Source organism: Rahnella sikkimica, assembly GCF_002951615.1.
GTDB classification, from domain to species: Bacteria; Pseudomonadota; Gammaproteobacteria; order Enterobacterales; family Enterobacteriaceae; genus Rahnella; species Rahnella sikkimica.
Map to the genome: position 1 here is coordinate 2,611,861 of NZ_CP019062.1, position 26,744 is coordinate 2,638,604.

Here is a 26,744-nt window from a genome sequence, read left to right on the forward strand (position 1 = left end):
CACGCCGCTGGCGGAATGCAAATGATTTACAACGTAAATAATTACGCTGCGTTACTTGTAGACATCTGGATGTCTAAACGGCTTTAAGGCCATACTGTCATGCAGTCTGTTCACCCACAACAGAGGAATTTTCATAAGACGTGAAATAAATTCATGATCACGTTTGGAATTTTCATGACGCGGGACAATATTTGGTCAGTTGCTAACTATGGTATTATCTACTATAGTTATTTTTCCCAGGGATGATTACATGGTCTGTTTACGTATTTTCGTTACAGAAGACTTTCATGACTTTATGAAAGCGAGCAAATTGTCAGAAAAAGACGTGGCTAAGTCGGCAAATGAATTGGCGAACGGGCTTTACGATGCAGATTTATCCGGCAATGTTTTTAAAAAAAGAATTGCCCCATCAGGTAGATCGAAGTCAGGATTTGGGCGTGCGGTTATTGCCTTTCGCTTTGAAGAGAAAATCTTCTTCATGGCCGGATGGGAGAAGAAAAATGTCCATAAGTCCGGGCCCGAAATATCACCGGGAGCATTAAAGATATTTAAATCGCTTGCTCAGGTACTTTTGGATATACCGGATACGCAGCTAAATAAAGACTTAAGTTTGGGTCTGATCACCGAGGTAAAACCACATGGCTGATGAACTTCTTCTTAAAGCACAAGGTATTGCGCAACGATTCCATGAGTCTGGAACTGTTTCGCAAACAACCATGCGCGAAATAAACAAAATTGTTGATGAAGCTATTCAGGAAGAAAAACTTAAGGCTTTTGCAGAAAGCTCCGCCCAGCGTATCCGCGCGTTGCGAGAGAAAGAAAAGATCAGTCAGGGAGTTTTAGCCAGACTTATTAATATGTCCGCCAACAGCATTCAAAAGTGGGAGCGTGACGAAACAAAACCGACGGGTGCTGCACTGATATTACTGATGTTAATTGAAGAAAAAGGTCTGCAAGTCATCTGCTAGAAAGAAGCCACAGCGATTCACTGTGGCTTCTTTTTTTATCCTTTTACCGGGCTTGTGCTTGACTGTTCCAGAGGAACAATCAATTTCGGTGCCAGCGTAAACATAAACCGGGTGCCGACGCCAACTTCGCTGAGGACTTCGAGTTTCGAATTATGGTGGCTGAGCGCATGTTTCACGATGGCCAGCCCCAGCCCGCTGCCGCCGGTCTGGCGTGAGCGCGCTTTATCCACACGGTAAAAACGTTCAGTCAGGCGCGGTAAGTGCTGCGGCGCAATGCCCGGCCCGTTGTCGCTTATCTGGAACTGCGCACCGTGCGGGATTTGCTGCCAGCTGACTTCAATCCGCGTGCCCGGCGGGGTGTGATTCACGGCGTTATACACCAGATTCGACACCGCGCTGCGCAGCTGATCTTCATTGCCAAAGACTTTCAGCTTCTCGTTTACGCGAAACACCACTTCATGTTTCCCGCCGCTTAGCGTCTGCACTTCCCGCTCAAGCATGCCGAGCATCAGCGGAATATCGACTTTCTCGTGCATATCGATATTGGCGGAGGCTTCGATTTTAGACAGGGTCAGCAACTGTTTCACCAGCCCGTCCATCCGCCGCGTCTGTTCCTGCATGGTATCCAGCGCTTTTGTGCGGAACGGCTCCTCCAGCTTGGCGTCTTCCATCATTTCCAGATACCCCTGCAGCACCGTCAGCGGCGTGCGAAGTTCATGGCTGACGTTGGCGAAGAAGTTACGTCGCGCGCCTTCGAGCTGACGCATCTGCGTGACATCACGCGCCACCATCAGAAGCTGCCCCTCGGAATACGGCATCACGCGAAACTCCACGTAATGTTCGTTATTGAGCTGCAGATTCAGGGCACGGCTGAAGTCGCGGGTCTGGATCCAGGTACGGAATTCCGGATAGCGCAGCAGGTTAAAAATGTGCTGCCCGTTATCTTCCGGCCAGCGGAAACCGAGCAGATCCTGCGCCAGTCCGTTACACCAGAAAATATTGCCGTCTTCCGTCGTCAGAATCACCGCATCCGGCAGCGACTCAGCACCGCTGCGGAAACGTTTAATCAATTGTCCTAATTCACGACGACGTCGCCGGTTGCGCATCTGCATCTGGTTAAGTCCGTAAAACAACGGTTCCCAGCTCCAGCGCCCGTTCGGCGGGGTGATGCTGCGGTCAAGCCACAGCCAGTGAGAGAGTTTAAGCTGGTTGTAATAATTCCAGCCCAGCGCCGCAGCCAGCGACGCAAAAAGAAGCCAGCCGAAATGGCCGACAAAGACACCGAGGATCAGGGCTGGCAGGCAAAAGAGAAACAATTCACCGGCCAGACGTTTCCATGATAAACGTTCTAACACACAGATTCTCCGCTGTGGGACTCAATAACGCGTTGAGAAACGATATCCGGTACCACGAACAGTCTGGATCATTCTGTCATGTCCACTGGTTTCCAGCGCTTTACGCAAACGACGAATATGCACGTCTACCGTGCGATCTTCCACATAAACGTTAGTGCCCCACACGTTATTGAGCAACTGTTCCCTGCTGTACACGCGTTCGGAGTGGGTCATAAAGAAGTGTAACAACTTAAATTCGGTCGGCCCCATGTCGAGCGCCTGCTCATTGGCCATCACCCGGTGAGAGGACGGATCCAGGCTCAGCCCTTGCATGTCGATCACTTCCTCGACCGCCATTGGCGAAATCCGGCGCATCACAGCTTTAATACGGGCAACCAGTTCTTTGGGTGAAAACGGTTTGGTGATGTAATCATCGGCACCGACTTCAAGGCCGCGCACCCGATCTTCTTCTTCACCGCGTGCGGTCAGCATCATCACCGGGATTTCGCGGGTGAGCGCTTCACGTTTAAGGTGCTTAATAAACTGAATACCGGAACCGCCGGGTAACATCCAGTCGAGCAGGATAAGTTCAGGGTAAGGTTCCACTAACTGGCCAATCGCTGAATCAAAATCTTCAGCCTCTACTGCCTGATATCCATTCTGTTCCAGTACAAAACACACCATTTCACGGATTGGAGCTTCGTCTTCAACCACCAATATACGTCTAGCCATCGTAGGTCCTGCCAATAGGTTAGCGATCTTTTATTTGATTGCGGGCGCCATTATGCGTCAGTTTTGTGACAGATTTATGAATGAAAATGATGGGTCATTTAAGGCAAATATGACAGATAAATTCTTGCCATCCTGCTGAAATTGGTCTGATTTATCGGGGACAGGTTCCCCCGCCGACGTTTATACTTTGCCCCATTGTCGTCATACAGGGTTCACACGGGAGTCTCATGCGCCTGATCCATACCTCCGACTGGCACCTCGGCCAGTACTTTTTTACCAAGAGCCGCGCCGCTGAACATCAGGCTTTTTTGCGCTGGCTGACCGGTCAGGTGCAGCGACATCAGGTGGACGCCGTGATTGTCGCCGGGGACATTTTTGATACCGGCTCGCCGCCCAGCTACGCCCGCGAGTTGTATAACCGCTTCGTGGTGGAGTTACAGCAAACCGGCTGCCAGCTGGTGGTGCTGGCCGGAAATCACGATTCCGTCGCCACGCTCAATGAATCCCGCGAGCTGCTTTCGTGCCTGAATACGCGGGTGATCGCCACCGTGGGCGAAAATCTGGATGAACAGGTTTTGGTGCTGAACACACGCGAAGGCCAGCCCGGTGCGGTGTTGTGTGCGATTCCTTTTTTGCGTCCGCGCGATTTACTGGCCAGTCAGGCCGGTCAGTCCGGCAGCGACAAACAGCTCGCCTTGCAGGAAGCCATTGCGGCGCATTATGACGCGCTGTATCAGGCCGCGCTGGCTAAGCGTCAGGAACTGGGTGTGCCGCTGCCCATTATCGCCACCGGCCATCTGACCACCGTCGGCGTCAGCACGTCGGACTCCGTGCGCGACATCTATATAGGCACGCTCGACGCCTTCCCGGCGCAGGCCTTTCCGCCGGTGGATTACGTGGCGCTCGGGCATATTCACCGCGCCCAGTGTGTCGCAAAAACCCAACATATCCGTTACAGCGGCTCGCCGATTGCACTGAGTTTCGATGAGCTCAGTAAAACCAAAAGCGTTTACCTGCTCGATTTCGACGGCGCTACGCTTAACGCCATCGACACGCTGGAAATCCCCGTTTTCCAGCCGATGCAGATCATCAAAGGTTCCCTCGCAGACATCGAAAAACAACTGACGCAGTTTGCTGACGGCGATGCCGGTAAACCGGTCTGGCTGGATATCGAAGTCGCCACACAGGATTATCTCAGTGATATTCAGCGGCGTATTCAGGCGCTCACCGCAGATTTGCCGGTGGAAGTGGTTCTGCTGCGCCGGAGTAAAGAACAACGCATCAGCGGCATCGAACAACAGGAAAAAGAAACGCTCAGCGAACTGAGTGTCAGCGACGTGTTCGAACGGCGGCTGGCGCAGGAAACCGATCCCGACGAACCGCGTCAGGCGCGGATGCGCACGCTGTTCGCTCAGGTTGTCAGTCAGGTCACTCGCGGCGAGTCCGCAGAGGATGCCGCCCAATGAAAATTCTCAGTCTGCGTTTAAAAAACCTGAACTCGCTGGAAGGCGAATGGAAAATCGACTTCACCGCTGAGCCTTTTGCCAGCAACGGATTATTTGCCATCACAGGCCCGACCGGCGCGGGGAAAACCACCCTGCTCGACGCCATCTGTCTGGCGCTGTATCACCAGACACCGCGCCTGAACGTCACGCCAAGCCAGAATGAACTGATGACGCGGCACACCGCCGAATCGCTGGCGGAAGTGGAGTTTGAGGTCAAAGGCATTGGCTACCGCGCGTTCTGGAGCCAGCGTCGTGCCAAAAACTCGCCGGACGGCAATTTGCAGGCGCCCAAAGTAGAACTGGCGCTGCTGGCTGACGGCAAAATTCTGGCCGACAAAGTGCGCGATAAACTCGATGCTATTGCTGAACTGACCGGGCTGGATTTCGGCCGTTTCACCAAATCGATGATGCTTTCACAAGGCCAGTTCGCCGCGTTCCTGAATGCCGATGCCAACGACCGCGCGGAATTGCTGGAAGAACTCACCGGCACCGAAATCTACGGGCGGCTTTCTGAACGCGTGTTTGAACAACATAAAGAAGCCAAAAATCAGCTCGACGGTTTGTATCAGCGCATGGCGGGTATCGAGTTGCTCAGCGAAGAGCAGCGTCAGGCGTTCGAAACGGAACTGGCCGCGCTGAACGCGCAGGAAATTATCCTCAGCCAGCAGGCGCTGCAACGCCAGCAAGATCTGAACTGGCTGCAACAATGGCAGCAGGTGCAGCAAAAGCATCAGCAATCTCAGCAGCAACTGACGGCGGCGGAGCAGGAAAACCTCGCCGCTGCGCCGCAGTTGCAGCAACTCGCGCGCAGTGAACCGGCTGAAAAGCTGCGTCCGCTGCTCAGCGACCGGTTGCGCTGTGAGAAAGAAACGCAGGATTTACAGCAGGCACTTACACAGCTGATTCAGCAGCAGGAACAACAGGCGGCGCAGATGACGCCGCTGGCTTTGGCGCTGGAACAGGCGAAAGCCGCACGTCAGAAACAGACCGAAGAACAGCGCCAGCTACAGACGCTGATGGACGAAAAAGTTCTGCCGCTGGATAGCGAAATTGCACGGTGGCGCAAATCACTGACTGACACGCAGCAGACCGTCAGTGAAGTACAGAAACAGGCCAGTGAGCACAGCGCGACGCTGGCGAAAATCACCGAAGAGCACCAGAAACTGGAGTCACAGAGTCAGCAACATCAGGCGAAACACACCACGCTGACCGGTGCGCTTCAGGCTGCGCAACAGCGTCTGGGCGAACTGGAAAAACTGCATCCGCTGGCGGCGTTGCAAAAACGGCAATCTGAACTGACGCAGTTGCGTCCAGTGCGTCAGCAGCTGTTTTCACTCGCACAAATTTTCCCTCAGCTCGACTCACGTGTCCGTCAGCAGCATCAGGATTTTGCGCTGAATCAGACGGCAATTTCTGAGGAAGAAGAACGCCTTGGCAAAATCCGTCTGCAATGTCAGAAACAGCTCGAACATCTGAATGATGTTAAAGCGCGGCTGAAAAGCGAGGAACTGATCGTCAGCCTGACCGCAGAACGCGCAAATCTGCAAAGCGGCCAGGCCTGCCCGCTGTGCGGTTCCACCTCGCATCCGGCGATTGAAAGTTATCAGGAGATCAAACCGTCTGAAACGGCGCAGCGTGTTGAGAAAATGCAGCTGGAATTTGATGCGACGAAAGCCAGCGGAATCGAACTGGCGGCGAAAATTAAAAGCCTGAAAGAACTGCAATTGCGCCTGCAAACGCAGCTTGAGCAGGACCAGCAGCAGCTGAACGCGCATCTCGAAAACTGGCAGAAACTCAGTGCTCCACATGGTCTGACATTCACGCTGATGGATGGGCCGGACATTCAGCAATGGCTGGCGTCATGCGATCAGGAAGAACAGCAAACGCAGGAACACCTCCGCCAGCATGAACAGCTGGCGCGTGCGCTGCAACAGGCGAAAGACGCCCTCAGCGAAGCCGTCAGCGAACAACAAAAAGTCCAGCAGCAAAGCGCATTGCTGGCGGAGCGTTTTACGCTGACGCAGCAAAACCAGGCGAAATCTCAGGAACAACTTGAACGTCTGCAAACCCAGTATGCGGATGGTGAGAAAACGCTGAAAGACCTGACGGCGCAACGCACTGAACTCTTCGGCGACCGTCAGGTCACGCAGGTTCGCGAGCACTTGCATCAGCAACAACAGGCCGCCGAAAAAGCAGTCAGCGAAGCCGAGACGGCCCTGCACCGTGCGCAGGAACTTCGCGACACACTGGCCGGTCAGCTTGCCAGCACGCAACGGCAACATCAGCAGGCCATGGCGCGTCTGCAACAGGCGCAAACAGACTGGCAAAAGGCGCTGGCCGCCAGCGAGTTTGCGGATGAAGATGCAGTGAAACTGGCCCTGCTCGACGATGCATTACGCCAGCAACTCCGGCAGCGTAAAGACCAGTTACAGAAACTACTGGCGCAGGCTCAGGCGCTGTTAAGCGACGCGAAAGAGACATTAGAGAAACACCGGCTGGCACGCCCTGCGCATCTGAGTGAAAGCGAAAGCGATCTCACGGTGCTGATGGCAGAGCAGGAATCACTGTCACAAAGCCTGAAAGCGCTGCAACAGCGTACCGGCGAAGTGAGTAATCAGCTTAAATTCGACAAGGAACGCAGCGGCAGCCAGCAGGCGTTAATCGCGCAGATTGCGCAGGCGCAGCTGACCTGTGATGACTGGGGATATCTCAATCAGATGATTGGCTCCAGCGATGGCGCAAAATTCCGTAAGTTCGCGCAGGGACTGACGCTGGATCATCTGGTGTATCTGGCGAACCGTCAGCTGGAAAAACTGCATGGCCGCTACCTGTTGCAGCGCAAAACCAGCGACGCGCTGGAGTTGCAGGTTGTCGATACCTGGCAGGCCGACGCCGTGCGTGATACCCGCACGTTATCCGGCGGCGAGAGTTTCCTGGTCAGTCTGGCGCTGGCGCTGGCGTTGTCAGATCTGGTGAGTGATAAAACCCGCATCGATTCGCTGTTCCTCGACGAAGGTTTCGGTACGCTCGACGCCGACACGCTGGACACCGCGCTGGACGCCCTCGACAGCCTGAACGCCTCCGGTAAAACTATTGGCGTGATCAGCCACGTTGAAGCGATGAAAGACCGCATTCCGGTGCAAATCAAAGTGACCAAGGTGAACGGGCTGGGCGTCAGCCGCCTGAGCAGTGAATTTAAAGTCCCGTCGCAGTAAACGATAAAGCCGCATGATGGCGTTACATCATGCGGCTTTTGTCTGCCAGAAAATTACAACGCGAAGCGCGACTGCGGCCACAGCCAGGCGGCACCGCGAACACCACTGGAATCGCCATGAACCGCTTTAAGGATTGGTGTTTCACATTCGCCGCCAAAGACCCACTGTTTGATCAGCACGGGAACGGTCTGGTACAGACGATCGACGTTGCTCATGCCGCCACCAAAAACGATAACGTCCGGATCCAGGATGTTCACCACATTGGCCAGCGCTTTCGCCAGACGACGCTCGTAACGGCCCAGCGCCAGCTCCGCCGTTTCGTCGCCCTGCTCAACAAGCTCAATAATTTCCGCACCTTTCAGCCGCTGGCCTGACAGCCGGAAATAATCTTCCGCAAAGCCGGTGCCCGACACAAACGTCTCCACACAGCCGGATTTGCCGCAATAACACGGCACCTCGCGGGCAAACTGAATTTCTTCTTCATCCTGCCACGGCAACGGGTTATGCCCCCACTCGCCGGCATTGCCGTTTCCGCCCGCGTGCGCCACGCCGTTGAGCGCAACGCCGGAACCACAGCCGGTGCCGATAATCACCGCAAAAACCGTATGACGCCCGGCACCCGCGCCGTCGGTGGCTTCGGAAACCGCCAGACAGTTGGCGTCGTTGGCAATATGGACTTCGCGTTTTAACAACAGCGCCAGATCTTCATCCAGTTGCTGACCGTTGAGCCAGACCGAGTTGGCATTTTTCACTTTACCGGTAAATGGCGAAAGCGTGCCGGGGATCCCCAGCCCAACGCTGCCGTGCTGACCGGTGCCTTTTTCGGCGTCCAGCACCAGCCCTTCAATCGCTTTCAGCGTGCGTTCGTAGTCATTTCTTGGCGTATCCACCCGCTTGCGGAACAGTTCTTTCCCTTCGTCAGATAACGCGATGACTTCTATTTTTGTGCCGCCTAAATCAATGCCAATTCGCACGTTTTCTCTCCTGTTTCTGCCAGTAGGGTCAGTTATTTTGAGGTTAAATCAGTGTAGAAGCCCACTGCTGTCGTCACCAGAATAAGCTGTTATGCAATGTTTCATGCTGCGGCGATTTCTTAACGACGACCGGCGCTCAATTGGTTATCATGCCGCCCTGCAGTCATTTAATCAGCGTACCACGAGTGCGCCGGAACAGGGATAACGCCATGTTATGGTTTAAGAATTTGTTGGTATACCGTTTGAGCCGTGAAGTTTCGTTATCTGCTGAGGAAATGGAAAAACAGCTCAGCGCTTTCACCTTTACCCCGTGCGGCAGCCAGGATATGGCGAAAACCGGCTGGGTTTCACCGATGGGTTCCCACGGTGGCGACGCGCTGACTCACGTTAACGGCGGTCAGATCCTGATCTGCGCCCGTAAAGAAGAAAAAATCCTGCCTTCTCCGGTCATCAAACAGGAGTTACAGGCCAAGATTGATCAGCTTGAAGGTGAGCAACACCGTAAGCTGAAGAAAACTGAAAAAGATTCCCTGAAAGACGAAGTGCTGCACAGTCTGATGCCACGCGCGTTCAGCCGTTTCAGCCAGACATTCATGTGGATCGACACCGTTAACGGCCTGATCATGGTCGATGCCGCCAGCGCGAAGAAAGCCGAAGATATGCTGGCGCTGCTGCGTAAAAGCCTGGGTTCACTGCCGGTTGTGCCATTAACCATGGAAAGCCCGATCGAACTGACGCTGACCGAATGGGTACGTTCCGGCCAGACGCCTGCCGGTTTTGCCCTGCAGGACGAAGCCGAGCTGAAAGCGATTCTGGAAGACGGCGGCGTGATCCGCTGTAAAAAACAGGCGCTGGTCAGCGACGAAATCGCCACGCACATCGAGAATGGCAAACTGGTGACCAAGCTGGCCGTCGACTGGCAGGAACGCATTGCCGTTGTACTGGCCGACGACGGCAGCATCAAACGTCTGAAATTCAGCGACGTCATCCGTGATCAGAACGAAGATATCGACCGCGAAGATTTCGCCGGACGTTTCGATGCGGATTTCGTGCTGATGACCGGTGAACTGGCTGCATTAATTCAGAATCTGATTGAGGCCTTGGGCGGCGAAGCTCAGCGTTAAGTTCAGGTTCTGTAACAATAAGAAAAGGCGCTCATTGGCGCCTTTTCTGTTTGTGCTGTGTCTGAATGATTTATTTGGTCAGATACTTGCAGAGATACGACGTGGTTTCGCCGACCTGCAAATTGAATTCACTTTTACCCGGAATGTAGAAGGTTTCGCCCGGCTTAAAGATCTGCCAGTCCGGAGAACCCGGGATCAGCACTTTCAGCGAGCCGCTGATGACGGTCATTTCTTCCGGCTTAGCGGTGCCGAAAGTGTATTCGCCGATGGCCATCACGCCAACGCTGGCGGAACCCGTACTGTCGCTGTCAAAACCAATCGACTTCACTTTCCCGTCAAAATACTCATTATTTTTCAACATAGATTGGCCCTTTGCGATAATTTTCAGAGCCTCCATATTAGGGGCAGAAACCTGCTTCTGTCACTGATTATTACCGCTTTATCTGCAACAGACGACACCGCCCGCAAAGCGGCGTCACTGATTTGATTTTAGCGTCGCACAATGCCATTGTGGGTGGCTATCCCTCAGTTCAAACCCCGTGAATGTCTGTTGCAAACTCATCAAAAAAACCTCTTAAAACGTCGTGACCGGCGCACAGGCGCACAAGCTAAAACGGTCACGAATGCTGTTCATCATCGGAACAGTCAGTGTTTAATGCTGGCCAGATAACGGCCCTGGTGTTGGCGTAAAAATAAATAAAAAATAATCCGGGTCCGTTACTGGTCATTGCGCTGAAAAATCATTGCCAGTACTCATCACCCAATTTTTCGGCTATTTGCCGGGTCACGGCAATCAGCCCTTCTTTTATGCCTTCCGGAATGTTTTTCCCCTGTTCAGGAGAAGGGAAGGACAAACAAAGTCCTGCTGTTTCATTACGGTGTTTATTAAAAATACTGGTCGCTAAAGAACTGATGCCCTGTAACGTTTCATTATTGGCAAACGATAATCCTGTCTGCCGGACTTCTGCCAGCCTGGCCAAAAGAAGACCCAGACTTCCGGGGGAATTAAAGGAGTTCACCTGGTATTCCCCGTTAAAACGCTGTACGACGTCTTCGTCACTGAATCGCGCCAGAATCGCACGCCCAATGGCCGTTTCATGCGCGGGCAGCAGGCTCCCGGCGGGCGTCACCACTTGCAGATAGGTTCTGCCGGGGAACATCCGCATAACCATAATGTCGCGCCCCTCCAGCATCGACACATACCCGGTGCATTGCGTCAGTTGGCTCAGTTGCGTCATATATGGTGAAACGGAATCCACCAGCGGCGCAGATAAATAATGGCTGGAAACCGCCAGCAATAATTTTCCGATCCGGTATAAACGGCTGTCCAGATCGCGTTCCAGAAGCCCTTGCGTTTCCATCGTCATCAGTAAACGTGAAACCGTACTTTTCGGTAGTTTTAAATTTTCGACCACATCGCTGAATGACAAACCGGGGTGTCCCTGACGGATCTCCTGAGTTGAAAATAACTTCAGCACCGCAGCCGCATTTTCTAAAGTCGTCATAAAGGAGGGAGTTCCGGTATATGGAACAGGGTTCCTGTTAAGTTAAATAAAAACTAAAGCTGATACGTGTCAGCGTCAAGACGTTTATTTAACAGCCAGAAAAAGACAGATAAATGAATATGCTTAAAGAAATTCCTAAAGCAAAGAAATACGAAGGGGAGCGGAATGAATGCCGAGTATTTATGAAGTGAACGATGTCAAACTCAGCAGATTATCTTAATTAAATATTATGCAAAATGTACAACGCGATGGAAGCTTCGATCAGAATAATTGTGATCGACCAGATTGCGGGCATAGCCTTACTGTGCTGGTTAAAAAAAGACATCAGGGGTTTCATCATCGGGTCCGTTGTGGGTTTTCAGCGTCACGGCGCTGCGTCTAAGTAATCACCTGAGTTATTAGTTTACGCCCGGTCATACATCCACACAATACTTAGACAACCGTGATCACCATCCCGAAATATGGCCCATTTTGTTTACACTTTGCGGCCGGATTTCAGGCAAAAAAAACGGGCCTCAAAGACCCGCCATGATGACGTTTTACCGCGGATGACGTTTAGCGCGCCATCGGCAACGCCAGTGCATCCATCACAGAATCCACGACTTGCGCAGGATCCTGCGTACCATCCACCACATGGTGAGCGGCTTCCTGATACAGCGCTTCGCGTTCGTTCAGCACCTGCATCATTTCTTCGGTAATTGGCCTGCCGGTCAGCGTCGGGCGCTGATCTTCCTGCGGCGCATCTTCCAGACGATTTGCCAGTGTAGATGCCGGTGAACGCAGATAAATAACGGTTCCCGCTTCACGCATGAAATCACGATTTTCCTGCGCCAGCACCGCACCGCCGCCGGTCGCGACCACGGTCAGCGGTGAGCAAACGGCTTTCAGGGCTTCGGTTTCACGGCGACGGAATCCCTCCCAACCTTCACGGTCGACAATATCCGCCACACTGAGGCCTGAAGTGCGCAACAGGTGCTGATCGGTATCGACAAATTTGTAGCCCAGCGTCTTTGCAAGTGCACTGCCTACTGTCGTTTTACCCGCGCCACGCGCGCCTACCATGAAAATGGGTTGTGTCATTACCGCTATCCTTTATTCCCCGAAAGTCCCGTATCTCACCTGATGAAATCATCATCAATATGAAGTCTTTGTCGCAATAAGTGGCCTGATGTACTGGCCCTGCGTTGTACTCGCTAGATAGTACAACAAAAAAGCCTCACTGGCAGATTTTTGTCACCTGCCGGTGAAGCTTCTGTAGCGTTTTATTTACGCCATTCAGGGCATCATACTGAAAAATCCATGTAGCGCAATGCCCTGCAAGTAGCTTAGAAATTAAGAGTATCTAAGTCGCTGTATCACCGAGGTTTACAGATATACACGATGGCCGGAGGGAAATTCCTCACCACGCGGATTTTTTTCCAGGTGAAATAGCGCGACAGTAATTTCTCAGACATCTGGCTGTACTGAAACAGAACCAGCACGCCGTCTTTACTTTTCAGCTGCTGCTGCGTTTTTTGCAAAATCTTCATGCTGGTCCGCACCGGCATCGACAGCAGCGGCAGGCACGAAAACACCGCATCATAATCGGTACGCATGTGCTCGGCAGAGTGCGCCATCACCTGCAAACGGCGGTCTTCCAACTGATTAAGCTTACGGACAAACGCGGGCTGGATTTCAAACGCCTCAAGCTTCGCATCCGCACGCATCCGGCTGAGGATCCGGCGGGTCAGCACGCCGTCAGCCGCCCCCAACTCTGCGATATCCAGCGTCGTCGCCCAGTCAATCTGGCTCAACATCGCATGGCACAGCCACGGCGAAGACGGCATTAGCGTCCCCATTGTCCGTGGTGAGGTAATAAAATTCTGTAAGTAGAAAAATTGGTTCTGAATCGAAAGACCGGTGTTCTTGATTGTCGTTCTTGCGGCGTTCAGCATGTTAACTCCTCCTGAGGAAGTAGACCGCCATAACACCAAAAAATTCTTAAGAAATGATTAATCGGGGGAATAATCATCAGAAAGGTTTATCTCAGAAAAAACACATGGGAGGATTCTCAAAGTGCCCTGTAAATAACAGGAATGGCATAAATAATAAAAAGGCCAATGTCAGATGACATTGGCCTTCTCGTACTTATTGATTTAATAACGTCTTAATAAAAAACTCCGTTATTAATAAAAAATTTAAGATTATTTATACAGCTCGACATTAGCGCGGGTCAGGCTGGAATCACCGGGAGTACCGGCACCGACTACGCGATAATGTGTGGCACCTTTATCGCTGGCGATCTGGTCCAGTTGATCATGCATACTGCCAGGAACGGTGCTTGACGCACTCACTGAAACCATACCCAGTGACTGATAGTTACCGCTTTGCGCCTGCATTTCAGAAATCGGCGAAGCGGCTAGTGCTGAGAATGAAGCGACAGTAATTACAGCGGCAGTAAACATAGGTAAGAGTTTCATAATACGCACCTTTCTTCGTGAGTTTCGTTAATTAATGGAGCGGAAGTCATCCGTTGAATTAATTATCGGCGAAGCAATGAAAGGGGACGTAATGCAATGTAAAGAAATTTAACCATTGTGGTAAAAATAAGGAGGGAATGAAAGTAAACATTTCACAGCGGATAAGGGGCCGGAAAATAAAGATATTTTATGGAGGAAGTATGGAGAGTTTTCAAAGTTATTTATAACCCGGACAACATTCGCACAAATCGACGAGAGAGTGCAATCACTGATATGATTATTTTTTATGAATTTTCTGTTGCTGTGATCCCCTGCACTGTCACGCAAACAGAAGTTAGGTCCCTGCGAGCGCGGAGACTGATTTCAACAACAAAAACCCCGTCATCAACCGGATGGAATGATGACGGGGTATTAGGGAGTGTTTATGGCGGGTGGTAGCCTTCTGGCCTTGATCGACGATATTGCATCAATACTTGATGATGTAGCCGCAATGAGTAAGGTTGCGGCCAAAAAAACAGCCAGCGTGTTGGGAGACGATCTGGCGCTGAATGCACAGCAGGTTAGCGGCGTGCGGGCAGATCGGGAATTGCCGATTGTCTGGGCCGTGGCAAAAGGCTCGCTGGTCAACAAAGCCATTCTGGTGCCGCTGGCGCTGCTGATCAGCGCATTTATTCCCTGGGCGATTACGCCGCTTCTGATGATTGGCGGTGCGTACTTATGTTACGAAGGCTTCGAAAAAGTCGCGCACAAGCTGATGCCTGGCAATCATCAGGAAGAAAAGAAACCGGCTACGGCTGAAATTAAAAATGAAGCCGATGCCAAAAAACTGGAGAAAGAAAAAGTGAAAGGTGCCGTACGTACCGATTTCATTCTTTCTGCTGAAATCATCGTGATCTCGCTGGGCATCGTGTCATCTGCACCGTTTCTCAATCAGGTCACCGTTATGGTGTTGATTGCCGTCGCCATGACCGTCGGCGTTTACGGGCTGGTCGGTGCGATTGTCAAAATTGACGATGCGGGTTTGTATCTCAGCAAACTGTCAGGCGAAAGCAGCATGATGAACGGCGTGCGCGCGCTTGGCCGCGGCATTGTGAACGCCGCCCCGTGGTTGATGAAAACACTTTCTGTCGTTGGCACAATTGCGATGTTCCTGGTCGGTGGCAGCATCATCAGCCACGGCTTGCCCTTCATGCACAGCCTGATTGAACCCCTGACGCACGGCCACGAAAGCTGGATCAACACGCTAATTACCGGCGCAACAGATTTAGTCGTCGGGCTGATTGTCGGTGCCGCCGTTCTTGCACTGGTGATGCTGGGGCAAAAAATGTTCGGGAAGAAATAGCGAAGCATAACTCTCGCCCTCCCTTTCACGGGAGGGCGAATCCCCTTTCAACAACCTTACCCCTTAGTCGCCACCAGCATCATAATATCGCTGGTAAATGTGCCGTCGGGCTGGATTTCAAAGTGGCGGACTACTTCGTCTGACATCACTTTTTGCAGTTCGCGGATCGCGAGGGCGAAATGCTCCGGCGTGCGCATGCGGGCAATCCAGCTGGTGAATTCCAGCGGCAGCCGATCGGTAGTGACTTCCCCGGCAATCAGCCCGGCTCCGGACGCCATCTCCAGCCATTCACCCGGAGAATAGTTGCGGACATGCGAAGTATCACGCAAAACCTCCACCGTTTGCAGATAGATATCCAGCAGCGGATGCCCCGGCGACACCACGTCCATCATGATGAATTTGCCGCCCGGTTTCAGCACGCGCGCCACTTCACGCAGCGCCTGCCCGACATCGTGCCAGTGGTGCGCGGAATAACGGCTGATGATGATATCCGCACTGGCGCTGACGAACGGCAGCGATTCTGCCACGCCCTGCCGGACGGTGATGTTTTCCAGTTGCTTCTCTTTTGCCGCGTGGGCCACCACGTCCAGCATTTGCGCGGATAAATCATAGGCAATCACACTTTTCACGACGCGTGCAGCCGCAAAACTGGCATGACCCGCGCCGCAGCCCAGATCAATCACCTGCGCATCAGGGTACGGCGTCAGCAAAACAGCCAGACGTTGCAAATCCGCGCCCTGCGCGTGAACGGCGCTGGTCAGATAGTTTTGCGCCTGCGAACCAAACTGCTTATCGACCGCCTGACTGTGCGTGTTTTTTGTCATTTTCATTGCTCCTGTTTGCCTTATTATTTTGGGGGAAACGCCGGTTTCAGATGACCTCAAAATCACTATAGGCATTGTTCTATACGGGTACAATATGAGCATTTATACTGGTATGAGTTACTTCCAGCCTGAGAGAAAAAATGATTGATAACGCAGAGTCGCTCAGCGGTCCGAGAGCCTTGGGTGCCTTTTTACGCACACACCGTGAACGCGTCACGCCGGAAATGGTGGGCCTTCCCGGCTCCGCACGGCGCAGAACCAGCGGGCTGCGGCGCGAGGAGCTGGCACAAATCAGCGGCATCAGCGCCACGTGGTATACCTGGATTGAACAGGGGCGCGATGTGTCGATTTCTGCCGCCACGCTCGACAGTCTGGCGAAATCCCTGCAAATGGAACCCGCCGCCCGCGAATACCTGTTCAGTCTGGCGTCGGTGAAAGATCCCCTTGCCGTACTCACGTCCGGCGCACCGGATGACAGCCTGAAGAATTGCGTCAATCAGCTTAGCGGCCCCGGCTATCTGCTCGACAGTTGCTGGAATATGCTGGCGTGGAATCCGCCCGCAGGCGCGTTATTCAGCGGCTGGCTGGGCACGGATGAGCAGCCTAATCTGCTGAATTTTATGTTTCTGCACCCGCTCGCCCGAAAACTGGTGCCCGACTGGGCAGAACGTGCGAAACGCGTGGTGGCAGAATTTCGTGCGGAGACCAGCCATTACGCCCATTCCGACGCCGTCCGCCAGAAGGTAATCAGCCTGCGCGGGCAAAGTGCCGAATTTAATCAATGGTGGACGCAACAGGAAGTGCTGGCGCGAGAAGGCGGCGAACGGCGCTTTAATCATCCGCTTAGCGGCGAAACGGGTTATCGCCAGCAGACGTTTTTTCCGGCGGGCTACGCCGATTGCAAACTGGTGATGCTGGTGCCGGAAAGCTAAATTGCGCTGGCTGACAGCCTGCTGTTTTTTCTCATTTATTCGGCCTTAACACCAATTGACATCCAGCAGCCGGATATGTGAGGCTGATTTGATTGGTTTCATAGATGATTTCCGGACTGCAGGACAGCTTATATGATGACACGCCAGATTTATCAGGACGAAAAGATTGAGATCCGCATCGCCACCGAACTGGAAGCCGTCACGCACTTTGCGGCGGTTCAGGCTTCTGTCGCCGAGATTGGCGAGTGGGAATCCTGGTGTACGGACAACTATTCGCTGGAAGACAGCCGGAAATATCTGACCGACAGCGAGTATAAGCGCCATCGCGGCACAGAATTCAATTTCTGTCTGTTTGAACGTGCCACCGGCCATCTGATTGGCAGCGTGGGCATCAACCGGATCAATCAGGATTATAAGTTTTCTAATCTCGGCTACTGGATCCGTACCGGCTATACCGGTCAGGGTCTGGCGACGCTGGCGGTCAGGGCCACGGCGCGTTTCGCATTTAAAGAACTCGAACTGACGCGCCTGGAAATCGTCGCGATGGACGGCAACGACCGCAGCCGTCGTGTCGCCGAAAAAGCGGGCGCGACGTCCGAAGGATTGCACCGCAACCGGCTTTATTATCATGATCAGCCGCGCGACGCCTGGATGTATTCATTGATCCCCGGCGATCTCTGAAGCTGGCTCCACAAAAAAGATAAGGCAGCAGAACATGACTTTCTCTACCCACACCGTTTCTACCGACTGGCTGGCGAAGAATCTGAATTCACCGGACGTGGTCATTATCGATTGCCGTAAATCCAAACCGGGCATTACTCCGCCGATTGATTTTCATGGCAAATATCTCGAAACGCACATTCCCGGTGCCATTTATGTCGAAGTGGACAGCATTTCCGACTGCACCACCGGTCTGCCACATATGATGCCGACGGCGGAAGAATTCTCCGCATCGATGAGCCGTCTTGGCGTGGCCGATACGCAAACCCTCGTGCTTTACGATGAAGGGGATTTGTTCTCCGCACCGCGCGTGTGGTGGATGCTGACCAGCTTTGGCGCGAAATGCGTGCGCGTGCTCGATGGCGGCCTGAATGCCTGGATTGCTGAAGGCAAACCCACCCAAAGCGGCGAGCAAACCCGCGTACCGTCGACGTTTAACGCCAGACTGGTGCGCCCGGTCGTCGCCAGCGCGCAGCAGGTAAAAGACGCCATCGGGAAAGTACAGATTATCGATGCACGCTCGCAGGCACGATTCAAAGCCGAAGCACCGGAACCGCGTCCGGGGCTGCACGGCGGGCATATTCCGCAGAGCCTCAGCGTGCCGTTTACCGAGCTGACGAAAGAAGGTCATATGAAATCGCCGCAGGAACTGAAGGCGACGTTTGAGAAGTTGGGCGTTGATCTGAATAAGCCGGTGATCACCAGTTGCGGATCCGGCGTTACTGCCGCGGCGCTGGCTTTCGGCCTCGACGCGCTGGGCGTCAAAGATGTGCTGTTGTACGACGGTTCATGGGCCGAATGGGGCGACGTGAACGAAGATTTCCCGATAGAAACGCACTGATTATCGGCTGAACATACCCCGCATCACCGGACGATGATGTCCGGTTTTTTTTAGCTGACGCTTTCCGGCATCAGCTCACGCACACCAAACTCTTCCGCAATCCTTTTCATCTGCCGGATCACTTCATACGCCGGTCGCGGTACCTCAGTAAACGATTCAATCAGCAGCGGTTTACTCACCGGTTCGCAGGAAATTTCATGCAATGCCTGGCGCAACATCGCCAGATGTTCGGGTGAAGTCTGCGCCGAGGTGATCAGCGGAAGCCCCGGTACGGCCGCGGTTTGCCCCACGACGACCAGCCCGCTGATGCGTTCAGGCGCAATACGGCGCAGAAGCTCTAAAGTCACGCAGTCGATCGCCGCAATATCGGCTTTATGTTGCTGCATGTACAGAAGTGATTCGAGATGGCTGCCGGTCGCCAGGGCTTCGGAGAAGAATTTTCCGTTTTCGGCCAGCGGCGCGACCAGCGCACGCAGGCTGTTGTAACCCGACTGGGAATCGGTGCTGTTGAAAGCCAGTCTGCGGTGGCGAAAGCTGGTCAGATGCAGGCCGCTGTGTTCTTTACGCGCCAGCAAAAAGCTGCGGTAGCGGAAACCATCACAACCGGGTGCGCGGTAACTGAATGTGCCCACCAGTTGCACCTGCGGCAGGCTTTCCACCAACGGGAATCCGCAGGTCTGGCTCAGCAACAGATCTTTATTCTGCCAGTGCGCCAGCAAATCCGTCGGCCAGCTCAGTGAAACCGGCAGCGGTTTCATGCCCAGCCGTTTAAGTTTGCCCAGCAAAGCGACAGTGAAAATTTCTACATCCAGCGGAGAAATGGCGTACATCGGTAAAGACATCAGCATGATCTGGCTACTCCGTCAGGGGGTGTCCTGCTGATAATCATAGTCGCTGTGGCCGTTTTCTGCCGCCGGTTCACCGGCAGCAAACGGATGCATGTCCACCGCAACAGGCGAGCGCGCATGTTGACGAAACCATTCGCGGTAGCCTTTCACCACAAACCCTTCGCTGCGCCGGATATAGGCTTCGCGGTCGGCGAAATAGACCCGCCTTAGCGCAAACCACGGCACGCCCGGCAAATCGTGATGCACCAGATGATAGTTGAGATTGAGAAACAGCAGCCGCCAGACAAATCCGGCTTCGTTTAGCGTGGAGCGCGCTTCGGGCGCATGTTCGGCGCGATGTTCATAGAATGAGCGCACTTTCGTCAGGCTAAGAGCCGGGTAACTGATTGCCAATACAAAATAAGCCGGAGACACCCCCTGCTGCGCCATCCAGAACAGCAACAGCGCCAGCCAAATTCCGTGATTCAGCCACATCGCAATGGTGCGCCATTCACCGCGTAAAACCGCCATCAGCGCGCCGGTCAGTGTGCTGAAAATATCCAGCAGCGGACCGAGCAGCATCCGGCCAGGCAAAGTATTGCGCAGACGGACAACGACTATCATGGCGGGCGTCAGACTTTCCCAGCTTCTGCGGCTGAAATAATAGGCTTCGGGATCGTCACCGGGGATCGTCAGATGTTCATTTTTGTGATGCTGTAAATGCGTGTCGCGATAAAGCCCGTAGGGATACCAGACCGCCAGCGGCAAACTGCCGAGCAGCTGGTTCAGCCAGGCTTTACGTGTGGGATGACCGTGAATAAGTTCGTGTTGCAGCGACATATACCAGGCGGTAAACCAGATAAGCAGAGGCGTGCCGAGCAAAGGGCCGAGGCTGCTCCAGAAGAACACCACCGAAAACCAGCCGCCGTAAATGGCGAAAATCAGGCACCACGTCGGTATCTCCAGTCGCCACCAGAGGCTGCGGGAACGTGCTTTAATTTCGCCCCGCTGCTGCGGGCTGAGATAGAAAGAAGAGGACGCCATAATGTGCCGAAGTCAGAAGTCTTCGGCACATTATCGGATGACAGTCTGCTGCCGCTAACTAACTTAAAACACTATCTATTGCCAGTTAGCGGCTAAGGCCGGTTCAGCCCTGCAAATCTTTATGTATGGCCTGAGTGAACTGATCCATCGGGCAGAAGCCCTGCTGATCCACTTTACAGCCTTCGATTTGCAGCGTGACGCGCTGTGGAGGGTTTTTCAGGCTCAGGGCCACGTTGTTGCGGATCTGATGCGCTGTCGGATAAACGTATTCAATCTTCATCAGATCTTTATCCGCTTTCTTGTCATGCCAGCGCTGGAAGACCACCGTGCCGCTGATTGGCGTGCGTTCAAATTGCCCCGGCAGTTGGTAATCCTGCGTTTTCAGTGCAGCGAGCAGCGAGGCAATATTCGAATCGTGCCCGACCAGCAGAGCCAGTTTTGCCTGCTGCGCGGCTTTCTCATCCGCCGTCGAGGCCTGTTTCGGATCAAGCGCGCCGGAGATAAACGTCAGCAAAGGCTTCGCCGCATTGGCAGCAATCGCCGGGGAGCCGAACAACGTTTCGTGATACAGATTTTTGATGGCTTCCAGTTTCGTCCACTGATCGTCGGTGCTGATTTTCCCCCACGCCACGTCCTTCATCGGGAAACCTTCGTAATATTGCAGCATAAACGCATCCGCCGCGCCGGTTGCCATACGCAACGGGCCGGTAATACCCGGTTCTTTGCCCTGCGTCAGCACCACGTCCGAAGGCTGAGACGCCAGATCGCACTGCTGTTTCTCTTTGCAGATTTTGCTGTTCTTGTAATCGAGAATATTTTCGAGCAACGCGTAGTTTGGCTTCAGGCGCTGGTTCAACCCCGGCAGACCGCCCTCACCCGCGTGCTGACTGATCGAATTCAGCGCGCTGGTTTTGAAACTGTCATTCACTTCAGCGGTAATAATCGGGTTAAACACCGGATCCATTTTACCGACTTCTACACGGTTGATGACCGGAACTTCACAGCCGGGAAACGCGCCGGTGGTGATGTGTATCGCGGTGTCAATTGTGCGCGGCAGGCTGTTGGCATAGGCGAAAACCTGCTGTGCTTGCGGGCATCCCGCATCGGGCAGGAGTTTGTCTTTCGCCAGCCATGCGCGGAGGTAATGCCCCATATGTTCTGAGATCTGCCCGCCTTTTGGCGTCAGTAATCCCCCTTCGGTTTTCCAGACCGGCCACGTATGCGTGGTGGATTCGGCCAGCACATCGCCATAATTCACCAGCGGCGCACGGATGCCGTGGCGGCTGAGAATCAGCACCTGTTGCAGTTCCAGGTTATCGGATTGCGCGGCCTGAGCGGCGGGCAGGGAGAGTGGCAATAAGCAGGCAAGTGCAGTTAAGGCGAGATAACGCGATGATGTTGTTTTCACGAGTGGTCCTCTTTATGAATATTCCCTGAAAAAGAAAAGCACCGCCCTCTTTCTGTGTTCAACAGATTGATAATTGCAGTGAATTTTCAGCATAGGTGAATATTCAGAAAAAGAGGGAGATCGTGCTCACAACCCCGGCCTGATTGTCACAAAAGTGTAACAATGTGGGGTATCAGAACTGATATCGCAACCAGGCAAAGAACACATTCCCGTTGTTGTAAGTTCCGGGAATATAGGTGGCCTGGAAAGTCAGCTTGTTATAACCGATGGAAGCCAGCGGTAAAACAATCGGAATAGGAATATATTTATAGTCATCACGCGCCGTCACCGCAGCGGTATAACCTAAGCCTAAGCGAAAGTCTTTATCTTGCGCAGGCGTCCATATTTTCTCCCAGCCATAACCGCCGATCGGTTCCCATTTATTATGCGAGTCTTTAAACGCCATAAAATAAATGCCGTTCCAGTTCCCTTTGTCATCATAACGGGAAATCCCATAACCGCCGCCCCACGGACGCTCGTTATATCGGTCGGTTTTCTCTTTATCGTAAGTCAGACGGTTATGCCAGGTAATGACAGGCAGATACAAGTCCTGCGAATCAGAGTCATTCCAGGTGGTGGATACTTTGTCTTTGAAGTCTGACCAGACATTAGCCGCCAGCGATTTGTACTGAACGGTATCCGGATCGCTCACCGGATTATTGCCGTTATTGCTGGCAAATACGGGAGTGCAAAATGCGATTGAAACGGTAAGACTTAAATCCCTGATTAATTTCTTATAAGACATTTTTTTCAAATAGCTCCCTGTTGTAATATTTGTATTATAACTAACTCTTAACATCATGGAATTAAACGAAATTAAAACAGGAAGACAGTGAATCTTAATTAATTGAATTTACTAATATTCGCACTGAAATTATGAGAGTAATCCTAAGAATAGAAAGTAAAGTTTTCGTCAAAAAAATGAAAGTTTAAGATAAATCGCATAAAAAAATCCGCAGGCTTTCGCGCTGCGGATTTTTATTACTGAGGCTATATAACGATTAGCCCAGCTGTTTACGCGCGTTACGGAACATACGCATCCACGGGCTATCCTCGCCCCACTCTTCCGGATGCCATGAGTTGCTGACGGTACGGAAAACGCGCTCAGGGTGCGGCATCATCACGGTGACACGGCCTGAGAGGTTAGTGACAGCGGTGATGCCGTTCGGTGAACCGTTCGGGTTCGCCGGGTAGCTTTCTGTCACCTGACCGTGGTTATCGACGAAACGCAGCGCCACCAGATTGCTGTGTTCAATCTGCGCCAGATGCGCCGCATCACGCACTTCCACATGGCCTTCACCGTGGGAAACGGCGATTGGCATACGTGAACCGGCCATGCCCTGCATAAACATCGACGGGCTGGCGGTCACTTCAACCAGGCTGAAACGCGCTTCGAAGCGGTCAGACAGGTTACGCACAAAGCGCGGCCAGTGTTCTGCACCCGGAATAAGCTCTTTCAGGTTCGACATCATCTGACAGCCGTTACACACGCCCAGCGCCAGCGTTTGCGGGCGGTGGAAGAATTCAGCGAACTCTTCACGCACGCGGTCGTTGAACAGGACAGACTTCGCCCAGCCTTCGCCCGCGCCCAGCACGTCACCGTAAGAGAAACCGCCGCACGCGACCAGCGTGTGGAAGTCCTGCAAATCACGGCGACCGGCCAGCAAATCGCTCATATGGACGTCAACCGCATCGAAACCGGCGCGATGGAAAGCCGCCGCCATTTCAACGTGGGAGTTCACGCCCTGCTCACGCAGCACGGCCACTTTCGGACGCGCACCTTTCGCAATATAAGGCGCAGCCACATCTTCGTCCGGCGCAAAGTTCAGTTTCACGTTCAGACCCGGATCGAGATCGTGGGTTTTGGCCTGATGTTCCTGATCGGCACATTCCGGGTTATCGCGCAGGCGCTGCATCTGCCAGGTGGTTTCTGCCCACCAGGTACGCAACGTAGTGCGGCTTTCGCTGTACACCGGCTTATCGCCCTGCGTGATGATGAAGCGGTCACCGGTTTCAACCGTACCGAGGTAATGCGTGCAATCTGCCAGACCAAACTGTGCCAGCGTATGCACAACGGATTCGCGGTCAGAAGCGCAAACCTGAATCACCGCACCCAGTTCTTCGTTAAACAGTGCCGACAGCGCATCGTTGCCCAGCGCCGCGATATCCGCCGTCAGGCCGCAGTGACCGGCAAAAGCCATTTCAGCCAATGTGACCAGCAAACCCCCGTCGGAACGGTCATGGTAGGCCAGCAGTTTCTGTTCAGAAACCAGCGCCTGCATGGCGTTGAAGAAACCACCGAGCTGTTCAGCACTGCGTACATCCGCCGGCGTGTTGCCGAGCTGACGATAAACCTGCGCCAGCGCCGTCGCGCCCAGTGCGTTGTGACCGGCACCCAGATCCACCAGCAGCAATGCGGTGTCGCCTTTATCAGTACGCAGTTGCGGCGTCACGGTATGTCGCACGTCTTCGACGCGGGCAAACGCCGTGATCACCAGAGACAACGGTGAGGTCATCTCGCGTTGTTCGTTGCCTTCCTGCCAGCGGGTTTTCATCGACATGGAGTCTTTGCCCACCGGAATGGTGATACCCAGCGCCGGGCAGAGCTCTTCGCCGACCGCTTTCACCGCCGCATATAAACCGGCATCTTCGCCCGGATGACCGGCCGCAGACATCCAGTTAGCAGAAAGCTTAACGCGTTTCAGGCTGCCGATTTCGACCGAGGCCAGGTTAGTCAGCGCTTCGCCGACGGCCATGCGGCCAGAAGCCGCGAAGTCCAGCAAAGCGATTGGCGCACGTTCGCCCAGAGACATCGCTTCGCCATGATAGCTGTCGAGGCTGGCGGTAGTCACCGCGCAGTCAGCCACCGGGATCTGCCACGGCCCCACCATCTGATCGCGTGCAACCATACCGGTCACGGTGCGGTCGCCGATGGTGATCAGGAAGGTTTTCTCTGCCACAGCCGGCAGATGCAGAACGCGGTTTACCGCGTCGGCAATCTGAATATTTTCGCCGTTGAGATCATCGCCCTTCGCTTTCAGCGTGGTGACATCACGGGTCATTTTCGGGGTTTTGCCCAGCAGCACGTCCAGCGGCATATCAATCGGCTGGTTGTCGAAATGGCTGTCTTCCAGAGACAGGTGCATTTCTTCTGTTGCCTCGCCGATCACTGCGTAAGGCGCGCGTTCACGTTTACAGATCGCGTCGAACTGCGCCAGCTGAGCCGGTGCAACCGCCATCACGTAACGTTCCTGCGATTCGTTACACCAGACTTCCAGCGGGCTCATGCCCGGTTCGTCGTTCAGGATGTCGCGCAGCTGGAAACGTCCGCCACGATTACCGTCGCTGACCAGTTCCGGCATGGCGTTGGATAAACCGCCTGCGCCGACGTCATGGATAAACAGAATCGGGTTGGCTTCACCGAGCTGCCAGCAGCGGTCGATCACTTCCTGGCAACGGCGTTCCATTTCCGGGTTGTCGCGTTGTACGGAAGCAAAATCCAGATCCGCGTCAGACTGACCGGAGGCCATAGAAGAAGCCGCGCCGCCGCCCAGACCGATATTCATCGCCGGGCCGCCGAGCACAATCAGTTTCGCGCCAACGGTGATTTCACCTTTCTGCACATGATCTGCACGAATGTTGCCGATACCGCCCGCCAGCATGATCGGTTTGTGATAACCGCGCAGCTCAGGGCCGTTGTGGCTGTTGACGTTTTCTTCGTAAGTACGGAAGTAGCCCAGCAGCGCCGGACGACCAAATTCGTTGTTGAAGGCTGCGCCACCCAGCGGGCCGTCAGTCATGATATCCAGCGCGGTAACGATACGATCCGGCTTACCGAAATCTTCTTCCCACGGCTGTTCAAAGCCCGGAATACGCAGGTTGGAAACGGAGAAACCGACCAGACCGGCTTTCGGTTTTGCACCGCGACCGGTTGCGCCTTCGTCACGGATTTCGCCGCCGGACCCTGTTGCCGCGCCCGGCCACGGAGAGATCGCCGTCGGGTGGTTATGGGTTTCAACCTTCATCAGGATGTGCGCCTGCTCCTGATGGAAATCGTACAGACCGTCATTCGCATCGGCGTAGAAACGACCGACCTGCGAACCTTCCATGACAGCGGCGTTATCTTTGTACGCGGAGAGCACGTAATCAGGCGTCTGTTCGAAGCTATTTTTGATCATCTTGAACAGGGATTTCGGCTGCGTTTCGCCGTCGATAATCCAGTCGGCGTTGAAGATTTTATGGCGGCAATGCTCTGAGTTTGCCTGTGCGAACATATACAGTTCGATGTCAGTCGGGTTGCGCCCCAACGACGTAAAGGCTTCCATCAGATAATCAATTTCGTCCTGCGCCAGCGCCAGGCCCAGTTTGGTGTTGGCGGTTTCCAGCGCGATACGGCCTTCACCGAGAATATCGACATGCTGAACCGGTGCCGGTTGTTGCTGTGCGAACAGCGCGGCGGCGTCTTCCAGCTTGCCAAAAACAGTTTCCATCATGCGGTCATGCAGCAATGCGCCCAGCTGCGCCCATTGTGCTTCGGTCAGTTCCGGGGCCTGAATGTAAAACGCCAGACCGCGCTCAAGGCGAACAACCTGAGACAAACCGCAGTTGTGTGCAATATCGGTCGCTTTGGAAGACCACGGAGAAATGGTGCCAGGGCGTGGGGTAACCAGCAGTAAACGACCTGTTGGCGCGTGTTCAGCGAGAGAAGGACCGTATTTCAGGAGGCGTTGCAGCTTGGTTTGTTCGTCCGAATTCAGCGGCGCGCTGACATCGGCAAAGTGTACATATTCGGCGTAGATATCATTGACCGGAAGGCGGGCTTCCTGACAGCGGGATAATAATTTATTAATACGAAAAGCCGACAAAGCGGGCGAACCACGCAGTATTTCCATAATCACAGATCTCTCGTCTTCGAAGACACTGACCACAGTGCTTCATTGGGCGCAACAGG

At 53.7% G+C, this 26,744-nt stretch carries 23 protein-coding genes; 9 read left to right on the forward strand and 14 right to left on the reverse strand.

Translation table 11 applies throughout. The annotated features are described in order from the left end of the window. Positions 1–250 precede the first annotated feature (250 nt). Together BV494_RS12095 and BV494_RS12100 are read left to right on the forward strand one after the other, a co-directional pair. Positions 251–646 carry a type II toxin-antitoxin system RelE/ParE family toxin gene (locus tag BV494_RS12095; protein ID WP_104923098.1) on the forward strand — a complete coding sequence of 132 codons (396 nt, stop codon included), beginning with the start codon at positions 251–253 and terminating at the stop codon, positions 644–646. Continuing rightward, positions 639–968: a helix-turn-helix domain-containing protein gene (locus BV494_RS12100; RefSeq protein ID WP_104923099.1), complete on the forward strand. Its 330-nt coding sequence runs from the start codon at positions 639–641 to the stop codon at positions 966–968. The genes BV494_RS12095 and BV494_RS12100 overlap by 8 nt, the downstream gene beginning before the upstream one ends. 35 nt (positions 969–1,003) lie before the next feature. Here the strand turns inward: BV494_RS12100 and phoR are convergent, their stop codons facing one another. Continuing rightward, positions 1,004–2,323: a phosphate regulon sensor histidine kinase PhoR gene (gene phoR / locus BV494_RS12105; RefSeq protein WP_104923100.1), complete on the reverse strand. Its 1,320-nt coding sequence runs from the start codon at positions 2,321–2,323 to the stop codon at positions 1,004–1,006. 21 nt (positions 2,324–2,344) lie between these two features. Then, positions 2,345–3,034 (reverse strand): phosphate response regulator transcription factor PhoB, encoded by a 690-nt coding sequence (gene phoB, locus BV494_RS12110; RefSeq protein ID WP_013576682.1) that lies wholly within the window; start codon positions 3,032–3,034, stop codon positions 2,345–2,347. Between the two features lie 227 nt (positions 3,035–3,261). On the opposite strand from phoB, the gene sbcD reads away from it, so the two are divergent. Next, the gene (sbcD, locus tag BV494_RS12115) at positions 3,262–4,500 is read left to right on the forward strand and encodes an exonuclease subunit SbcD (protein ID WP_104923101.1); all 1,239 of its coding nucleotides are present in this window, start codon (positions 3,262–3,264) and stop codon (positions 4,498–4,500) included. Further along, positions 4,497–7,754, forward strand: coding sequence for an exonuclease subunit SbcC (sbcC, locus tag BV494_RS12120; protein WP_104923102.1), 3,258 nt, complete (start codon positions 4,497–4,499; stop codon positions 7,752–7,754). Before sbcD ends, sbcC begins: the two co-directional genes overlap by 4 nt. 53 nt (positions 7,755–7,807) lie before the next feature. Here the strand turns inward: sbcC and mak are convergent, their stop codons facing one another. Next, complete coding sequence (mak, locus tag BV494_RS12125; RefSeq protein WP_104923103.1) at positions 7,808–8,728, reverse strand: fructokinase; 921 nt, start codon at positions 8,726–8,728, stop codon at positions 7,808–7,810. A 209-nt stretch (positions 8,729–8,937) separates the two neighbouring features. On the opposite strand from mak, the gene rdgC reads away from it, so the two are divergent. Then, complete coding sequence (gene rdgC, locus BV494_RS12130) at positions 8,938–9,852, forward strand: recombination-associated protein RdgC (protein ID WP_104923104.1); 915 nt, start codon at positions 8,938–8,940, stop codon at positions 9,850–9,852. A 70-nt stretch (positions 9,853–9,922) separates the two neighbouring features. Here rdgC and ppnP read toward each other — a convergent pair whose 3' ends face one another. The 5 genes from ppnP to BV494_RS12155 form a co-directional block, all read right to left on the reverse strand. Continuing rightward, positions 9,923–10,213 carry a pyrimidine/purine nucleoside phosphorylase gene (gene ppnP, locus BV494_RS12135; RefSeq protein WP_104924783.1) on the reverse strand — a complete coding sequence of 97 codons (291 nt, stop codon included), beginning with the start codon at positions 10,211–10,213 and terminating at the stop codon, positions 9,923–9,925. Between the two features lie 379 nt (positions 10,214–10,592). After that, the gene (locus BV494_RS12140; RefSeq protein WP_104923105.1) at positions 10,593–11,357 is read right to left on the reverse strand and encodes an IclR family transcriptional regulator; all 765 of its coding nucleotides are present in this window, start codon (positions 11,355–11,357) and stop codon (positions 10,593–10,595) included. Between the two features lie 555 nt (positions 11,358–11,912). Beyond that, positions 11,913–12,437: a shikimate kinase AroL gene (gene aroL, locus BV494_RS12145; RefSeq protein WP_104923106.1), complete on the reverse strand. Its 525-nt coding sequence runs from the start codon at positions 12,435–12,437 to the stop codon at positions 11,913–11,915. Between the two features lie 275 nt (positions 12,438–12,712). Further along, the gene (locus BV494_RS12150) at positions 12,713–13,291 is read right to left on the reverse strand and encodes a class I SAM-dependent methyltransferase (RefSeq protein WP_104923107.1); all 579 of its coding nucleotides are present in this window, start codon (positions 13,289–13,291) and stop codon (positions 12,713–12,715) included. Between the two features lie 249 nt (positions 13,292–13,540). After that, positions 13,541–13,816 (reverse strand): YdgH/BhsA/McbA family protein, encoded by a 276-nt coding sequence (locus tag BV494_RS12155; protein ID WP_104923108.1) that lies wholly within the window; start codon positions 13,814–13,816, stop codon positions 13,541–13,543. A 424-nt stretch (positions 13,817–14,240) separates the two neighbouring features. Here BV494_RS12155 and BV494_RS12160 point away from each other — a divergent pair, with 424 nt between their 5' ends. Then, positions 14,241–15,158 (forward strand): DUF808 domain-containing protein, encoded by a 918-nt coding sequence (locus BV494_RS12160; RefSeq protein ID WP_104923109.1) that lies wholly within the window; start codon positions 14,241–14,243, stop codon positions 15,156–15,158. A 56-nt stretch (positions 15,159–15,214) separates the two neighbouring features. Here the strand turns inward: BV494_RS12160 and BV494_RS12165 are convergent, their stop codons facing one another. Continuing rightward, positions 15,215–15,982 carry a class I SAM-dependent methyltransferase gene (locus tag BV494_RS12165; RefSeq protein WP_104924784.1) on the reverse strand — a complete coding sequence of 256 codons (768 nt, stop codon included), beginning with the start codon at positions 15,980–15,982 and terminating at the stop codon, positions 15,215–15,217. A 140-nt stretch (positions 15,983–16,122) separates the two neighbouring features. Between BV494_RS12165 and BV494_RS12170 the strand changes: the two genes are divergently transcribed. The 3 genes from BV494_RS12170 to sseA all read left to right on the forward strand — a co-directional run bounded on the left by BV494_RS12170 (position 16,123) and on the right by sseA (position 18,475). Beyond that, positions 16,123–16,914, forward strand: a complete 792-nt coding sequence (locus tag BV494_RS12170; RefSeq protein ID WP_104923110.1) for a helix-turn-helix transcriptional regulator — start codon at positions 16,123–16,125, stop codon at positions 16,912–16,914. Positions 16,915–17,046: 132 nt separating this feature from the next. Beyond that, positions 17,047–17,595 carry a GNAT family N-acetyltransferase gene (locus tag BV494_RS12175; protein ID WP_104923111.1) on the forward strand — a complete coding sequence of 183 codons (549 nt, stop codon included), beginning with the start codon at positions 17,047–17,049 and terminating at the stop codon, positions 17,593–17,595. A 34-nt stretch (positions 17,596–17,629) separates the two neighbouring features. After that, complete coding sequence (sseA, locus tag BV494_RS12180) at positions 17,630–18,475, forward strand: 3-mercaptopyruvate sulfurtransferase (RefSeq protein WP_104923112.1); 846 nt, start codon at positions 17,630–17,632, stop codon at positions 18,473–18,475. A gap of 50 nt (positions 18,476–18,525) precedes the next feature. On the opposite strand, the gene BV494_RS12185 is transcribed toward sseA, so the two are convergent. The 5 genes from BV494_RS12185 to purL all read right to left on the reverse strand — a co-directional run bounded on the left by BV494_RS12185 (position 18,526) and on the right by purL (position 26,688). Further along, entirely contained in the window at positions 18,526–19,323 is a 798-nt protein-coding gene (locus BV494_RS12185) for a phosphate/phosphite/phosphonate ABC transporter substrate-binding protein (RefSeq protein WP_192938001.1), read from the reverse strand. A 15-nt stretch (positions 19,324–19,338) separates the two neighbouring features. Further along, positions 19,339–20,346 (reverse strand): fatty acid desaturase, encoded by a 1,008-nt coding sequence (locus BV494_RS12190; protein ID WP_104923114.1) that lies wholly within the window; start codon positions 20,344–20,346, stop codon positions 19,339–19,341. 103 nt (positions 20,347–20,449) lie between these two features. After that, positions 20,450–21,754, reverse strand: a complete 1,305-nt coding sequence (gene agp, locus BV494_RS12195; RefSeq protein WP_104923115.1) for a bifunctional glucose-1-phosphatase/inositol phosphatase — start codon at positions 21,752–21,754, stop codon at positions 20,450–20,452. 172 nt (positions 21,755–21,926) lie between these two features. After that, positions 21,927–22,538: a lipid IV(A) palmitoyltransferase PagP gene (gene pagP / locus BV494_RS12200; RefSeq protein WP_104924785.1), complete on the reverse strand. Its 612-nt coding sequence runs from the start codon at positions 22,536–22,538 to the stop codon at positions 21,927–21,929. A gap of 256 nt (positions 22,539–22,794) precedes the next feature. After that, entirely contained in the window at positions 22,795–26,688 is a 3,894-nt protein-coding gene (purL, locus tag BV494_RS12205; RefSeq protein WP_192938160.1) for a phosphoribosylformylglycinamidine synthase, read from the reverse strand. Positions 26,689–26,744: the final 56 nt, after the last annotated feature.

Coding starts and splice junctions, on each gene's coding strand:
- phoB (WP_013576682.1), bottom strand. CDS start 3,034: ATGGCTAGACGTATATTGGTGGTTGAAGACGAAGCTCCAATCCGTGAA.
- BV494_RS12175 (WP_104923111.1), top strand. CDS start 17,047: ATGATGACACGCCAGATTTATCAGGACGAAAAGATTGAGATCCGCATC.
- BV494_RS12140 (WP_104923105.1), bottom strand. CDS start 11,357: ATGACGACTTTAGAAAATGCGGCTGCGGTGCTGAAGTTATTTTCAACT.
- BV494_RS12150 (WP_104923107.1), bottom strand. CDS start 13,291: ATGCTGAACGCCGCAAGAACGACAATCAAGAACACCGGTCTTTCGATT.
- pagP (WP_104924785.1), bottom strand. CDS start 22,538: ATGTCTTATAAGAAATTAATCAGGGATTTAAGTCTTACCGTTTCAATC.
- BV494_RS12185 (WP_192938001.1), bottom strand. CDS start 19,323: ATGCTGATGTCTTTACCGATGTACGCCATTTCTCCGCTGGATGTAGAA.
- BV494_RS12100 (WP_104923099.1), top strand. CDS start 639: ATGGCTGATGAACTTCTTCTTAAAGCACAAGGTATTGCGCAACGATTC.
- BV494_RS12170 (WP_104923110.1), top strand. CDS start 16,123: ATGATTGATAACGCAGAGTCGCTCAGCGGTCCGAGAGCCTTGGGTGCC.
- BV494_RS12190 (WP_104923114.1), bottom strand. CDS start 20,346: ATGGCGTCCTCTTCTTTCTATCTCAGCCCGCAGCAGCGGGGCGAAATT.
- sbcC (WP_104923102.1), top strand. CDS start 4,497: ATGAAAATTCTCAGTCTGCGTTTAAAAAACCTGAACTCGCTGGAAGGC.
- BV494_RS12155 (WP_104923108.1), bottom strand. CDS start 13,816: ATGAAACTCTTACCTATGTTTACTGCCGCTGTAATTACTGTCGCTTCA.
- aroL (WP_104923106.1), bottom strand. CDS start 12,437: ATGACACAACCCATTTTCATGGTAGGCGCGCGTGGCGCGGGTAAAACG.
- BV494_RS12095 (WP_104923098.1), top strand. CDS start 251: ATGGTCTGTTTACGTATTTTCGTTACAGAAGACTTTCATGACTTTATG.
- BV494_RS12165 (WP_104924784.1), bottom strand. CDS start 15,982: ATGACAAAAAACACGCACAGTCAGGCGGTCGATAAGCAGTTTGGTTCG.
- sseA (WP_104923112.1), top strand. CDS start 17,630: ATGACTTTCTCTACCCACACCGTTTCTACCGACTGGCTGGCGAAGAAT.
- BV494_RS12160 (WP_104923109.1), top strand. CDS start 14,241: ATGGCGGGTGGTAGCCTTCTGGCCTTGATCGACGATATTGCATCAATA.
- sbcD (WP_104923101.1), top strand. CDS start 3,262: ATGCGCCTGATCCATACCTCCGACTGGCACCTCGGCCAGTACTTTTTT.
- ppnP (WP_104924783.1), bottom strand. CDS start 10,213: ATGTTGAAAAATAATGAGTATTTTGACGGGAAAGTGAAGTCGATTGGT.
- rdgC (WP_104923104.1), top strand. CDS start 8,938: ATGTTATGGTTTAAGAATTTGTTGGTATACCGTTTGAGCCGTGAAGTT.